Origin of the sequence: Streptomyces tritici, assembly GCF_048500665.1 — a bacterium.
Lineage (GTDB): Bacteria > Actinomycetota > Actinomycetes > Streptomycetales > Streptomycetaceae > Streptomyces > Streptomyces tritici.
In genome coordinates this window covers 5,257,789-5,272,201 of the sequence record NZ_CP183183.1, presented here as the reverse complement: position 1 = coordinate 5,272,201, position 14,413 = coordinate 5,257,789, and the positions used below count along the sequence as shown (strand labels likewise).

Sequence of the window (14,413 nt, the reverse complement as noted above, 5' to 3'; positions counted from 1 at the left end):
AAGGCTTAGGCTTTAGGAGTTAATTACACGTGTTGATCAGACGTCCGGAGCCTGACTTGGCCAGTCCCTATCGCGCGATCTTCGAGACCCCGGGCACCCGGGCCTTCTCGGTCGCCGGCCTCCTCGGCCGCATGCCGCTGTCCATGATGGGCATCGGCATCGTGACCATGATCTCCCAGGTCACCGGGCGGTACGGGCTCGCCGGCGCCCTGTCGGCGGCCCTGGCGATCTCCGCGGCGGTGCTCGGCCCGCTGGTCTCGCGGTACGTGGACCGGTACGGGCAGCGCCGGGTGCTGCGCCCGGTGACGCTGGTGAGCCTCGCGGCCGCGGCCGGGCTCCTGCTCTGCGTCACCTTCCGCCTGCCGGACTGGACGCTCTTCGTCTTCACCGCCCTCGTCGGCTGCGTCCCGAGCCTCGGCGCGATGACCCGCGCCCGCTGGGCGGCGCTCTACGAGGGCCGGTCGGGGATGCTGCACACCGCGTACGCCTGGGAGTCGATCGTCGACGAGGTGTGCTTCATCTTCGGGCCGATCATCTCCATCGGCCTGTCGACGATCTGGTTCCCCGAGGCCGGTCCGCTGATCGCGGGGATCTTCCTGGCCGTCGGCGTCTTCTGGCTGACCGGCCAGACCGCCACCGAGCCGAAGCTCCGGCCGCGCGAGGAGCACTCCGGCGGCTCGGCCCTGCGCTCCCCCGGACTGCAGGTGCTCGCCCTCACGTTCATCGCGATGGGCGCGGTGTTCGGCGCGGTGGACGTGGTGACGGTGGCCTTCGCCGAGGAGCGGGGCGCGAAGGCAGCGGCCAGCCTGGTCCTCGCGGTGTACGCGCTGGGCTCCTGTCTGGCCGGGGCCGTCTTCGGGATGCTCCGCCCCAAGGGCGACGCCTCCCGCCGGTGGCTGGTGGGCGTGGCGGCGATGGCCGTGAGTATGATCCCCCTCCTACTGGCCGGGAACCTGCCGTTGCTGGCCGTGGCGCTCTTTGTCGCGGGTATGTCCATCGCGCCGACGATGGTGACCACCATGGCCCTCGTCGAAGTGCATGTACCGCGCGCCAAGCTCACCGAGGGCATGACCTGGACAGGGACCGGGCTCGCGATCGGTGTGGCCCTCGGCTCGTCCGCCGCCGGCTGGGTGGTCGACGCCTCGGGCGCCGCCGCGGGGTACGTGGTGCCCGTGGTCTCGGGCGCCGCCGCGGTCGTGGTCGGACTCCTGGGCTATCGCCGGCTGCGCAGGTCGGCGCCGACGCGGGAGGGGCAGCGTGAGCGGGAGCACGAGGAGCGCGAGCACGAGGACGGGCAGCAGCCCGTGGCGTAACTGGGCGGGCACGGTCGAGTCCCGGCCGGTCCGCGAGGCCGCCCCGGCGACCGCCGAGGAGCTGGCCGAGGAGGTGCGCCGGGCGGCCGAGGACGGACTGCGGGTCAAGACGGTCGGCACGGGCCACTCGTTCACCTCGATCGCCGCCACCGACGGGGTGCTGATCCGGCCCGACCTGCTCACGGGGATCCGCCGGATCGACCGCGAGGCGATGACCGTCACCGTGGAGGCGGGCACCCCGCTCAAGCGGCTGAACGTGGCGCTGGCGCGCGAGGGCCTGTCGCTCACGAACATGGGCGACATCATGGAGCAGACGGTCGCCGGGGCCACCTCCACGGGCACCCACGGCACGGGCCGGGACTCCGCCTCGATCGCCGCCCAGATCCGCGGGCTGGAGCTGGTGACGGCCGACGGGCGGCTGCTGAACTGCTCGAAGGACGAGAACCCGGAGGTCTTCGCGGCGGCCCGGATCGGGCTCGGCGCGCTCGGCGTGATCACCGCCCTCACCTTCGCCGTGGAGCCGGTGTTCCTGCTGACCGCCCGCGAGGAGCCGATGAGCTTCGACCGGGTCACCGCCGAGTTCGACGCGCTGCACGCGGAGAACGAGCACTTCGAGTTCTACTGGTTCCCGCACACCGACAACTGCAACACCAAGCGCAACAACCGCAGTGCGGGCCCCGAGGCCCCGCTGAACCCCGTGCGCGGCTGGATCGACGACGAACTGCTCTCCAACGGCGTGTTCCAGCTGGCCTGTTCGCTGGGGCGCGCGGTGCCGCCGGTCGTGCCGGGGCTCGCCAGGCTCTCCAGCCGCGCCCTGTCGGCCCGTACGTACACCGACATCCCGTACAAGGTGTTCACCTCGCCGCGCCGGGTCCGGTTCGTGGAGATGGAGTACGCGCTGCCGCGCGAGGCGGCGGTGGCCGCGCTTCGGGAGCTGAAGGCGATGATCGAGCGCTCGCCGCTGAAGATCGGGTTCCCGGTGGAGGTGCGCACCGCGCCGGCGGACGACATCGCCCTGTCCACCGCCTCGGACCGGGAGTCCGCGTACATCGCCGTGCACCTCTACAAGGGCACGCCGTACCGCGGGTACTTCACGGCCGTGGAGCGCATCATGACGGCGCACGGCGGGCGTCCGCACTGGGGGAAGATCCACACCCGGGACGCCGCCCGGCTCGCGGAGGTCTATCCCCGCTTCGGCGAGTTCCTCGCGCTGCGCGACCGACTGGACCCGGAACGGCGCTTCGGCAACGACTACTTGCGCCGGGTGCTGGGCGACTGAGCAAATCGCTCTTTTCCTCCCATTCCGTGAACAGCCGCCCCGCAGACGGGAGATCACGGCGGCTCAACTCCCGCGCCCACGGAGAAACTCGGCGGCGCGGCGGTCCACCCAGGTGGCCCGAATGGAGTACTGTGGCGAACCCGGGGCCGTGCTTCCTCACGGGCGCGCGGAACACCGGGAGGGGGCCGAAAGCGGCACTCGAACCGGCGGCGCCGCTGCACCGCACGGCGCCTGCTGCACAGCGTGACCGGCCGGTCACTCTGCGTTGCAAATAGGTAACCGTGCCATAACGGCGTTTCAGGGTCCACGCCCGACACGCCGGGCAACTCGGCAAGGTTGTGGCAGGCTGCACCCGGGCAGGCCACACTCGACTAGCGGAAGCAGCGACGCACGTGACGTCGGCAGGCACCACCCGGGAGGTCCCCATGCCCGAACTGCGTGTCGTGGCCGTCTCCAACGACGGCACACGATTGGTGCTGAAGGCTGCTGACAACACGGAGTACACGCTTCCGATCGACGAGCGTCTCCGTGCCGCCGTGCGCAACGACCGGGCACGCCTGGGCCAGATCGAGATCGAGGTGGAGAGCCACCTCCGCCCCCGCGACATCCAGGCGCGGATACGAGCCGGTGCCACCGCCGAGGAGGTCGCCCAGCTCGCCGGCATCCCCGTCGACCGCGTCCGCCGCTTCGAGGGCCCCGTGCTCGCGGAGCGGGCGTTCATGGCCGAGCGGGCCCGCAAGACCCCGGTCCGCCGCCCCGGCGAGAACACCGGTCCCCAGCTCGGCGAGGCGGTCCAGGAGCGGCTGCTGCTGCGCGGCGCCGAGAAGGACACCGTGCAGTGGGACTCCTGGCGCCGCGACGACGGCACCTGGGAGGTGCTGCTCGTCTACCGGGTGGCCGGCGAGGTGCACAGCGCCAGCTGGACGTACGACCCGCCGCGCCGTCTCGTGCAGGCCGTGGACGACGAGGCGCGCTCGCTGATCGGCGAGACCGACGACACGATCGCCGCCCCGGAGCCGAGCTTCCCGTTCGTGCCCCGGATCGCCCGGCTCCCTCGGGACCGGCCGCTGGACCGCGCGCTGGACCGCCAGATCGACCGGCACCAGCCGCCGGCCGCGTCCGCCGAGGACGAGTCCGGCGAGCGGGACTCGCTCACCAGCCTCCTGGAGGCGGTGCCGAGCTTCCGCGGCGACATGGTCGTCCCGGACCGGTCCGACGACGACCCGTCCTCCGAGCCGGACCAGGAGCCGGAGGCGGAGGAGCCGCCGGCCCCGGCGGCCTCGGCCGGCGCGGGCTCCGCGTACGCGGACGTGCTCATGCCGCGCGCGGTCTCGGGCCACCGCGACCGGCTGATCGGCACCACCGATCGGCAGGCCGAGGCGGACGGCGTCCGTCCGGGCCGCCGGGCCGCGGTGCCGAGCTGGGACGAGATCGTCTTCGGCACGCGCCGCAAGAAGCAGGACTGAGGCACGCACGACGAGCCGAGGGGCCGGTACCGGATGCGGTACCGGCCCCTCGGCCGTTCCTTGCGTACGGGCGTGCGCTACGGGTTCGGGCCCGTCGCCACCGGGCGGGACGGGTCGCTGATCCACTCCGACCACGAGCCCGCGTACAGGGCCGCCGGGATGCCCGCGAGCTCCAGGGCCACGAGCTGCTGCGCGGCCGAGACGCCGGAGCCGCAGTAGACGCCCACCTCCGGCGCCTCCGCCGCGCCGAGCGCCTTGAAACGGGCGGCCAGTGTCTCGGCCGGCAGATAGCGGCCCGTCGCATCGACGTTCTCGGTGGTCGGCGCGGACACCGCCCCCGGGATGTGCCCGGCAACCGGGTCGATCGGCTCGGTCTCGGCGCGGTACCGCTCCCCCGCCCGCGCGTCCAGGAGCAGGCCGGTACGGGCCAGGGCCGCGGCACCGTCCGCGTCAAGCAGCGGCATCGCGCCCGGCGCCGGCACGAAGTCGCCCTCCGCGGGCGACGGGACCTCCGTCGACAGCGGTCCGGTCCAGGCCGGCAGGCCGCCGTCGAGGATCCGCACGTCCGGGTGGCCCGTCCACCGCAGCAGCCACCAGGCGCGGGCCGCCGCCCAGCCCTGCCCGCCGTCGTACACGACCACCGGCGCGCCGGACCGGACGCCGGCCCGCCGCATCACCGCGCCGAAGGACTCCACGTCCGGCAGCGGGTGGCGGCCGCGGCCGCCGCCCGGCGGGTCGGCCAGCTCCGCGTCGAGGTCGATGTACACCGCCCCGGGCAGGTGCCCGGCTTCGTAGAGCGGACGCCCCGGCGGGCCGCCCATCTGATAGCGGACGTCGAGCAGCACCGGGGGCCGCGGACCGGCGAGTTCGCCCGCCAGTTCGGATGCGGAGATGATGGGTGTCATGGGAGCCATCCTCGCGCAGTCACGGCCGGCCCCGCCGCGGCCGTAGCGGGAACGAAACAGCAGAAAGGGCGACGAACCGGACATCCTCTCGCGGGATCGTGCCGGAATCGGCGCGGTCGGGGCGCGCGACGCGCCGGGTGGTGCGAGCATCGGCACTGCACACGCGACACCACGGCCACCGGCGATGGTCCGAGGAGAGAGTGACGATGACCGAGGCGACTCGGCGCACCCCCGGCACGCCCTGTTGGGTGAGCCTGATGGTGCACGGGCTCGAACCCACGCAGGAGTTCTACGCCGCCCTGTTCGGCTGGGAGTTCCGGCCCGGGCCGAGACAGTTGGGCCCCTACTGCCGCGCCCTGCTCGACGGCAAGGAGGTGGCGGGCATCGGCCGGCTGCCTCCGGACCGCCATCTGCCGATCGCCTGGACGACCTACCTCGCCACCGACGACGCGGACGAGACCGCCGAGCTGATCCGCTGCTGCGGCGGCACCGTCGCGGTCGGCCCGCTGGACGCCGAGGACGCGGGCCGGATGGCGATCTGCTCGGACCCCACGGGCGCGGTGTTCGGCATCTGGCAGGCGGCGGCGCACCACGGCACGGCGATGGCGGGCCCGCCGGGGACCCCGGTCTGGAACGAGCTGGTGACGTACGAGACGGCGGCGGTCGGCAAGTTCTACCAGACGGTCTTCGGCTACCAGCTGGAGCCGGCCGGCGCCGCCGGCGTCGATCATCTGACGCTGCGCCTGCGGGGCCGCCCGGTGGCCTCCGTGCGCGGCGCGGGCGCCGCGCTGCCGCGCGTCCGGGGCGCGCACTGGATGGCGTCCTTCGAGGTGGCCGACACCGACGCGGCGGCCGGTCTGGTCGCCGAGCTGGGCGGGCAGGTGCTGCGGCCGCCCCGGGACGGCGTCGCGGGGCGGCTCGCGCTGGTGGCCGACCCGGAGGGCGCGGTGTTCACCCTCGTCCACACCCGGCGCGGCGACTGAGCCCCGCCGGGTGCCCGGCCCTCAGCCGGCCGTGCGGGCCGCGCGGCCCAGCAGCCGGCCGCGCTGCCGGGGCGACGAGCCGCCGGGCAGCCCGAGTTCGGTGAGCCGCTCGGCCGGGAAGCAGTGCGCGGTGCGCGGATCGCCGGTCAGGGCGGGCAGCCGGCCGGCGACCTCCTCGCGCAGCCCGGGGTGGCCGGTGGGCCGCATGCAGTAGCCGACCGCGCGGACCAGTCCGGTCAGCGACGCGGGCGCGGCGCCGGGCACGGCGGGCGTCGCGCCGGCCTCCAGGTCCGGGACGAGGTGGTCGACGATCGTCAGCGGCACCCGGTTGCTGTTCTCGTACGGGGTGAGCCGCTCCAGGACGGTGCGGGTGCCGACCCGCGCGATCGGCACGTCGTAGTACACGGAGGCGGTGAGCATCGCGGTGGAGAAGCAGCCGACGACGAGCCGGGGGCGGCAGCGCTCGTAGAAGGTCTCCGCGAGCAGCGGTCCGTCCAGGACGGCCAGCCGGGTGCCGGCGGCCTCGGCGGCCTCTTCGAGGGCGCGGGAGTAGCGGGCCGGGGCGGTGGGATGCGGTTTGAAGACCACCGAGGTGTGGCCGGCCGCGGCGGCGGAGCGCAGCATCCGGACGTGCAGCTCCTCCTCCTCGTCGGCGGTGAGGATGCCGAGCGCGGCGAGGTACTGGCCGAGCAGCAGGGCGGTCGGGGCGGCGGCCACGGCCCGGTCGACCTGCGGGTCGCCCTCAGCCGCGGCGGCGATCTCGGCGAGCACGGCGCGGAAGGCGTCGTCCGGGACGAGTTCGGCCTCGACGCCGTACTCGGTGAGCAGCATCGGGCGCAGTCCGGGGACCAGGTCGAGGTGGAGCAGCCGCTGGACGCGGCAGGCGATCGACTGGGGCAGTTCGTCGCGGGTGGGGCCGTAGCTCATCAGGCCGTCGGCGTAGACCTGGACGGCGCTCTCGGCGAACGAGGCGGCGAGCGCGCGGGCCGGGTTGACCTGGATGGACTCGACGATCAGCTCGACGGGCGCGTCGTCGAGGTCCCAGGCGGTGCGCAGGACGCGCTGCCACAGCGGGGCCTCCTCGGGGCGCGGCGCCCAGGTGCCGGGGTGGTGCGGCCGGATCGTCTCGTTCCAGTCGATCACGCCGTCGAAGCGGGCGGCGAGCCGGGCGTAGCCGGTCATCTCCTCCAGCCGGAGCGCGGTCTCGGGGATCTCGGCGTTGTGGGAGAGCAGCAGCAGCCGGCGTGCGCCGTCACGGGGGCCGAACAGGCCCGCGTCGACGGCGGCGGCGAGGGTGGCCGCGCCGTAGAGCGTGGACACCTGGAAGATCTGTGTGCGCATGGGGAGTTCGGGCTTCCCTTGGGGGTTCGGTTCGTGGGTCAGGCGGCCCTGCGGGCGCCGCGCAGCCGCTGGAGCAGGGTGCTGCGGGGGGTGTCCATCGTGGCGAGGGTCCGGTCGAGCACGGTCTGCGGCATGCGCGCGAGCGCGTCGGACACGTCGCGGCGGAGCCGCTTGGCGACGGCGGGCTCGTACTGGTCGGCCTTGGCCATGTGAAAAGCGATCATGGCGCAGTACGTGCGGACCGCCTTGGGCAGGAAGCGGTCGGCCTCCGGGTCCCGGGCGACCTCCTCCAGGAGCAGGTCGTAGGAGGGGATGAAGTCCAGCTGCCGGTTGTCGGTGATCTGGGTGAGGGAGGTGGTGACGCCGCGCCGGTAGAACACGCCGTGCAGGGAGAGCGCCGCGTACGTGGTGGCTTTGAGGTGCAGCCGCCAGATCCACAGCCGGTCCTCGGCGGTGCGCAGCTTCGTCTCGAAGCGGGACTGCCCGTCGCGGAAGAGCCGGCCGCTGTAGATCCCGAAGGGGACGAAGGGATAGTCCACCATCGTGACCATGCTCGCCGGGGCGATCCCGTCGCGCGGGTCCATCACGCGGTCGCGGATCCGGGCGGGGGCGTAGCGGATCTGCCGGCTGCGGCCGTGGGACTGGACGTGGTCGGTGCGGGCGAAGTCGCAGCCGAGGGCCTCGGCGCGGTCGACCAGGGCGCGCAGATGGCCGGGGGCGTACCAGTCGTCGCCGTCGAGGAAGGTGATCCAGTCGCCGGTGGCCGCGTCGATGCCGGTGTTGCGGGCCTGGGCGACGCCCTGGTTGGTGGCGTGCCGGATGACCGTGGCGTTCGGCACGCGGCCGGCCCAGTGGTCGAGCACGTACGGGGTGTCGTCCGTGGAGCAGTCGTCGATCAGCAGGAACTCGACGTCGGGGTCGGCGTTGTTCGCGAGGCTGCGCATGGTGTCGGGGGCGTACGCCCCGACGTTGTGGAACGGGACGACGACGGACAGCTTGGGCACGCGGATTCCCCACACTCGAACGGCACTCCGCCGGGCACGCTAGCCCTCCCCGATTCCGGCGGAACGAGGCTCAGGGGCACGGCCGGTGAACTCTTGTCGTCGTCCGGGGGAACCGCGCCGGTGCCGCCACCACACGACCGCGAGCGCCAGCAGGGCCGTGGCGCCGACGGCGCCGCCGAGGCGCAGTCCCGGCGGCCGGAAGACGCAGCGCACGGAGTCGGCGCCGTCGCCGAGCGGGACGGCGAGCAGCCCGAGGTACCGGGCGGCCGGGGCGGGTGCGGCGTCGCCGGCGGCGCAGCGCCAGCCGGTGATGCGGGGTGCGGCGATCACGGCGGTGCCGGTGCTGCCCCGGGGCAGGCGGGCGGTGAGGACGTGGCCGTCGACGTGGACGGCGGTGGCGCCGGTCGCGGTGAGCCGGTGGACGGCCGCGTCGAGGCGGCCCCGGACCAGGCAGGCCACGGGCACGGCGGGCAGCGCGAGGGCCTTCTCGGCGCTCACGGTGACGCGGACGGCGCCGGACGGCGGGACGGCGCCGAGGGCCTGCATCGGGGCGCGCACGGACGGCGGTTTGCCGTCGAAGCCGACCGGCGGGCGGCCGTCCAGCACGGCGGTGCCGGTGAGGTCGGGGGCCCAGAACCAGACCTCGGAGCCGGCGGGGCAGGTGCCGGTGAGGGTGGCGGCGCCGCGGCCGGTGGAGGTGAGGCGCGGGCCGGCGAGCGGCGCGTAGACGGGTGCGCCGAGCAGGAGTTCCTGGTTGGCGAAGGCGGAGCCGCCGTAGCGGAGGCCGCGTTCCGGGCCGGGGCGGACGGTGACCAGCGGGGGCACGGCCCGTTCGACGGTGGTGACCTCGGCCTCGGGGAGGGTGTCCTCGCGGACGGGGGCGGTGGGCGTGGAGCGGACCCGCGCGCCGACGGAGAAGAGCGCGTCGGCGACCGGGTTGTCGAGGGTGACGGGGTGGCGGCCCTTGGCGTAGGAGCCGAAGCCGAGGGCGGCGAGCGTCTCCGAGTACACCCGGGAGGTCAGGCTGCTGTAGTAGTCGGCGCCCTGACCGCCGGTGATCAGGACATCGTTGCCGCCGGGCGTCTCGCCGGGTTCGGTACGGCGCCGGGGCCAGTCGTCCGCGCGCGCGACGGCCCGCGCGACCTCGTCGTGCCAGGGGCCGAGGCGCGGGGCCCAGGAGACTTTGCTGAGCTGCTCGCGCTCGATGCGCGCGCCGGAGACGGCGGCCTCGCCGGCCTGCGCGACGGCCAGCAGGGCGACGGCGAGCACGGGCAGCGCCCGGCCGGCTGTGCGCTGCGGGCGGCTCTCGGTGCGCCCGGCCCGGCTCGCGGTGCGCCGGGTGGCGAGGGCGGCGCAGCCGGCCGCGAGCACGGCGAGGGCGGCGGCCGCGCCGAGGACGGGGAAGGTCCACCGGTCGACGTCCACGCTGTGGCGGGCGGCGAGGGCGACGACGGCCAGCAGCGCGCCGCCGCCGGCGAGCGCCGGCAGCCGGGGCAGGCCCCGTGCGGCGGAGAGCCAGGCGGCGAGGACGAGCAGACCGCACAGGACGAAGGTCTGGCGGTACGGGATGCCGTTGGGCGAGGCGCCGGCGTGCCAGAGCAGATGGGTGGGCTCCCACTGGAGGGAGAGGGCGACCAGGACGATCGCCCCCGTCCAGACGGCGCGTTCCCGGCGCGGCACGGCCGCGTGGAACGGGAGGGTGAGCGCCAGGGCGAGCGCCGCGGTGCCGATGTACAGGGCGGGCGTGGCGACGCTGGAGGTGGCGGGCAGCAGCCGGGCGAGGACGTCGGTCCACGCGGCGGCGGCGAACTCGGTCGGGGGCGTCGGGTCGGCGACCCGGGTGGCGAAGAAGACGACGGTGACCAGCGGGGCCGCCAGGCCGATGCCGATGAGCACGGCGCGCGAGGCGCGCAGCAGCCCGGCGAGGCGGCGGCGCGCGCCCTCGTCGGCCGTGAGCAGGCGGACGGCGAGGAAGACGGCCGCGCCGAGGGTGGCCATGTACGCGGTGTAGAAGTTGGAGAGCCAGGCGAGAGCCACGACCAGCGGGCCGAGGACGGGCCGGCGGGCGCCCCGCGCCCACTCGCCGACCAGGCACAGCAGCGGCAGCGCGAGCAGCCCGTCCAGCCACATGGGCACCGTGGCCCCGTAGTTGAACGTCCAGCCGGAGAGCGCGTACGCGGCGCCGAGCACGGCGGCCACGGGCCAGGGGCCGCGGCGCAGGGTCAGGAGCAGCGCCGCCATGGCGGCGCCGGCGGCGGTGATCTTGGCGACCGTGACGACGTACAGGGCGAGCTCGACGCGGTCGGCGGGGAAGAGCACCACCAGCAGGTCGAAGGGGCTGCTGAGGTAGGTGCCGACGTCGCCGAGGAAGTTCGACCCGAAGCCGGAGGACCAGTTGACGAACAGGTCGCCGTCGGTGTCGCCGAGCAGGAACCCGCGCCAGTAGGCGTGGTACGGCAGGTACTGCTGGCCGAGGTCGACGATGTTGCGGGTGACCGGCCCGAAGGGGTACGTCCGGGCCAGCAGCCCGGCCAGGCAGAGGACGAGGGCCGTCAGCCCGCCGCCCCCGAGCGCCGCCCACCGACGAGCCCGGTCCGCCCGGGGCGGCGGCTCGTCGGCGGCGGGGGCGGTCGGTCCGGGCGCGGTCTGTACGGCGGAGGGCACGGCGGAGGGCACCGGCCCATTACGGCGGAGCCGGGCGACCCGTGTCCGATCACGGGGCGAGGCCCGGGCGCACCGGAGGTGAACTCCGGGTGACCCGGCCGCCCGGGGAGCGGCCGTGGCACTTCACCTCCTGAACGCCGGTGGCCTGACCGCCTCTTGAAGAACGACCGAAAGCCTCCGATGCATTCGAGTCTTGTACGCGCGAGGGGTTGACGGGCACCTTGCGCCTCCCTAACTTCACAGCTTGACGCTCGCCCCGGCACAGCCCTGAAGGATTGTCAGGTCCATAACAACCCGCACCGTCACCCTCCGGAGGAGACCGCATGCCGCACCCGCGCCACCGAAGAAGGGCGAGCGCGGCGACGCTCGCCGCGCTCGCCGTCCTCGCCGGTCTGCTGGCCGGGGCCGTGCCGAGCGCCGCCCGTCCGGCGGACGCGGCCGACCCGGTCCCCCGGGCCGTCGACCGCTTCGAGGGCGAGATCCCGTTCGCCGCACCGCCCGCCGAGGGGCTCTTCACCTGGGGCAGCGACGCCGACGACCACCCCTCGCTCACCCTCTCGGACCGCGCGGACGCCCCCGAGGGCGGCAAGGTCCTCGAAGGCCGCTACGACATCAGCGGCTGGGGCGGCTTCACGCACGACTTCGCCTTCGACCGGCCGGCGCACGACTGGACGGCGTACAAGGGCATCCGGTTCTGGTGGTACGGCCAGAACACCGCCCCGCTGCCGCCCGGCTCCGGCAAGCGGATCGCCTTCGAGCTCAAGGACGGCGGCGCGAACGGCGAGGCGTCCGAGCTGTGGACGACCTCCTTCACCGACGACTGGGAGGGCTGGCACCTCGTCGAGCTCCCGTTCTCCGAGTTCCGCTACCGCGCCGACTACCAGCCCGTCGGCGGCATCGACCAGGTCCTCGGGCTCGACCGGATGTGGGGGTACGCGCTCACGCTGCCCCCGGGCGCACCCGGGTCCTTCGCCCTCGACGCCGTCGAGCTGTACGGCACGGCCGAACCGGCCCTGAACACCCGCGTGGTGACGGGCGCCGCCGTGCACCCCGTCGACGAGGGCGGCACCGCGCGGATCGACGTCACGGTCGCGACCACCGGCTCCACGCCGACCGGCGAGCCGGTCACCGTCGCGTACACGACGGACGACGGCGGGGCGGCGCAGCCCGGCAAGGACTACCGGCCGGTGAGCGGCACCGTCGTCTTCCCCGCCGGAACGCCGTCGGGCACGACCCGCACGATCACCGTGGAGACGCTGAAGGACGGGTCCGGCGAGGAGGCCGAGACGATCCCGGTACGGCTGACGGTCGAGGGCGCCAAGCCGCCCGCCGAGACCCCGGTCGTCGCGGTGAACGCGCACGGACTGCCGTACCTCGACGCCCGGCTGCCGGTGAAGCGGCGGGTCGCGGACCTGCTCGCCCGGATGACGCTGCGCGAGAAGGCCGGGCAGATGACCCAGGCCGAACGCAACGCGCTGCGCTCCCCCGGCGACATCGCGGGCCACGGCCTCGGCTCGCTGCTGTCCGGCGGCGGTTCGGTGCCGACGCCGAACACGCCGGAGGCGTGGGCGAAGATGGTCGACGCGTACCAGCTGCGCACCCGGGCGACCCGGCTGCAGATCCCGCTGATCTACGGCGCGGACGCGGTGCACGGGCACAACAACGTCGTCGGCGCGACGATCATGCCGCACAACATCGGCATCGGCGCCTCCCGGGATCCGGCCCTGGCCGCCCGGACCGGTGCCGTCACGGCCAAGGAGGTGCGGGCCACCGGCGTGCCCTGGGACTTCGCGCCCTGCCTGTGCGTGACGCGGGACGAACGCTGGGGCCGCTCGTACGAGGCGTTCGGCGAGGACCCGGCGCTCGTCACCGCCATGGAGACGGTCGTCAACGGCATGCAGGGCGCGGCGAGCGGCGCCGACCTCGACCGCGCCGACAAGGTCCTGACGAGCGCCAAGCACTACGTGGGCGACGGCGGCACGGAGTTCGGCTCGTCGACGACGGGCTCGTACACCATCGACCAGGGCGTCACCAAGGTCACGCGCCAGGAGCTGGAGGCCGTGCACCTGGCCCCGTTCGCGGAGGCGGTGAAGCGCGGCGCGGGCACGGTGATGCCCTCGTACTCGTCCGTCGACATCATCGGCGACGACCGGGGCCCGGTGAAGATGCATGCGCACGCGGAGCTGATCAACGGGGTCCTCAAGGGCCGCATGGGCTTCGAGGGATTCGTCATCAGCGACTGGCAGGCCATCGACCAGATCCCCGGGGACTACCCGAGCGACGTGCGGACCTCCGTCAACGCCGGACTCGACATGATCATGGTGCCGACGAACTACGAGGAGTTCACCCGGACCCTGATCGCGGAGGTCGAGGCGGGCCGCGTCCCGACGGCGCGCGTCGACGACGCCGTACGCCGCATCCTGACGCAGAAGTTCCGCCTCGGTCTGTTCGAGAAGCCGTACGCGGACACCCGGCACCTGGCGTCGGTCGGCTCGGCGGAGCACCGGGCCGTGGCGCGCGAGGCGGCGGCCGCCTCGCAGGTGCTGCTGAAGAACGAGGGAGGGGTGCTGCCGCTGAAGCCCACGCAGAAGGTGTACGTGGCCGGCTCCAACGCCGACGACCTCGGCAACCAGGCGGGCGGCTGGACGGTCACCTGGCAGGGCGCCTCGGGGCGGACGACCACGGGCACGACGATCCTGGAGGCGATGCGCAAGGCCGCGCCGGACGCGGACCTCACGTACTCGAAGGACGCCTCGGCACCGACCGAGGGCCACGAGCGCGGGGTCGTGGTGGTCGGCGAGACGCCGTACGCGGAGGGCGTCGGCGACGTCGGCAACGGCCACGACCTGGAACTGAGCGACGCGGACAAGGCGGCGGTGGACCGGGTGTGCGCGGCGATGCCGTGCGCGGTCCTGGTCGTCTCCGGCCGGCCCCAGCTGATCGGCGACCGCCTCCCCGCCATCGACGCCCTGGTCGCCTCCTGGCTGCCGGGCACGGAGGGCGACGGCGTCGCCGACGTCCTGTACGGCAAGCGGCCCTTCACCGGACAACTCCCGGTGAGCTGGCCGAAGTCGGAGGCGCAGCTGCCGCTGAACGTGGGTGACGCCTCGTACGACCCGCAGTACCCGTACGGCTGGGGCCTGACCACGCTCGCGGCGGCGCCCAAGGGCGGCGAGGCGACCCTCCGGGCCCTGGAACGCGCGGCCCGGGTCCTCGAATCGGCCGACCGCGCCGGCTCCCCGGAGGCCCGCCGGCTGGTCACCCGGGCGAGGCTCCTGGTCCAGTCGCGCACGGGCCAGGCCCTCACGGAAGCGGTGTCCAAGCCGTTCGCCGAAGCGGACCACCTGCTCCTCACCGGCCGCCCGTCGGCCGCGGTCCGCGCCCTGACCCAGGCGTACCGCGCCGCGAAGTGACCGGACGACGCGGGCCGGCCGGTACTGCCGGCCGGCCCGCGTCAC

At 74.4% G+C, this 14,413-nt stretch carries 9 protein-coding genes; 5 read left to right on the top strand and 4 right to left on the bottom strand.

What is annotated here, in order from left to right:
* The first annotated feature begins 56 nt into the window (after positions 1-56).
* The 3 genes from ACNJ93_RS24425 to sepH all read left to right on the top strand — a co-directional run bounded on the left by ACNJ93_RS24425 (position 57) and on the right by sepH (position 4,058).
* Complete coding sequence (locus tag ACNJ93_RS24425) at positions 57-1,313, top strand: MFS transporter (protein ID WP_418959567.1); 1,257 nt, start codon at positions 57-59, stop codon at positions 1,311-1,313.
* A complete protein-coding gene (locus tag ACNJ93_RS24420) occupies positions 1,258-2,592 on the top strand; it encodes a D-arabinono-1,4-lactone oxidase (RefSeq protein ID WP_418959566.1) in 1,335 nt (444 codons plus the stop codon). Before ACNJ93_RS24425 ends, ACNJ93_RS24420 begins: the two co-directional genes overlap by 56 nt.
* Before the next feature lie 392 nt (positions 2,593-2,984).
* Positions 2,985-4,058, top strand: a complete 1,074-nt coding sequence (sepH, locus tag ACNJ93_RS24415) for a septation protein SepH (protein ID WP_418959565.1) — start codon at positions 2,985-2,987, stop codon at positions 4,056-4,058.
* A 77-nt stretch (positions 4,059-4,135) separates the two neighbouring features.
* Here the strand turns inward: sepH and ACNJ93_RS24410 are convergent, their stop codons facing one another.
* Positions 4,136-4,963, bottom strand: coding sequence for a sulfurtransferase (locus ACNJ93_RS24410; RefSeq protein ID WP_418959564.1), 828 nt, complete (start codon positions 4,961-4,963; stop codon positions 4,136-4,138).
* Positions 4,964-5,169: 206 nt separating this feature from the next.
* Here ACNJ93_RS24410 and ACNJ93_RS24405 point away from each other — a divergent pair, with 206 nt between their 5' ends.
* Entirely contained in the window at positions 5,170-5,946 is a 777-nt protein-coding gene (locus ACNJ93_RS24405) for a VOC family protein (RefSeq protein ID WP_418959563.1), read from the top strand.
* Positions 5,947-5,967: 21 nt separating this feature from the next.
* Here ACNJ93_RS24405 and ACNJ93_RS24400 read toward each other — a convergent pair whose 3' ends face one another.
* From ACNJ93_RS24400 to ACNJ93_RS24390, 3 genes are read right to left on the bottom strand one after another with little or no spacing between them, the layout of a single operon-like run.
* Entirely contained in the window at positions 5,968-7,287 is a 1,320-nt protein-coding gene (locus ACNJ93_RS24400; protein WP_418959562.1) for a polysialyltransferase family glycosyltransferase, read from the bottom strand.
* A gap of 38 nt (positions 7,288-7,325) precedes the next feature.
* Positions 7,326-8,291 (bottom strand): glycosyltransferase family 2 protein, encoded by a 966-nt coding sequence (locus ACNJ93_RS24395; protein ID WP_418959561.1) that lies wholly within the window; start codon positions 8,289-8,291, stop codon positions 7,326-7,328.
* 39 nt (positions 8,292-8,330) lie between these two features.
* Entirely contained in the window at positions 8,331-10,955 is a 2,625-nt protein-coding gene (locus ACNJ93_RS24390; RefSeq protein ID WP_418959560.1) for a YfhO family protein, read from the bottom strand.
* 323 nt (positions 10,956-11,278) lie between these two features.
* Here ACNJ93_RS24390 and ACNJ93_RS24385 point away from each other — a divergent pair, with 323 nt between their 5' ends.
* On the top strand, positions 11,279-14,368 hold the full coding sequence (locus ACNJ93_RS24385; RefSeq protein WP_418959559.1) for a glycoside hydrolase family 3 protein: 3,090 nt from the start codon (positions 11,279-11,281) through the stop codon (positions 14,366-14,368).
* The last annotated feature ends 45 nt before the right edge of the window (positions 14,369-14,413 follow it).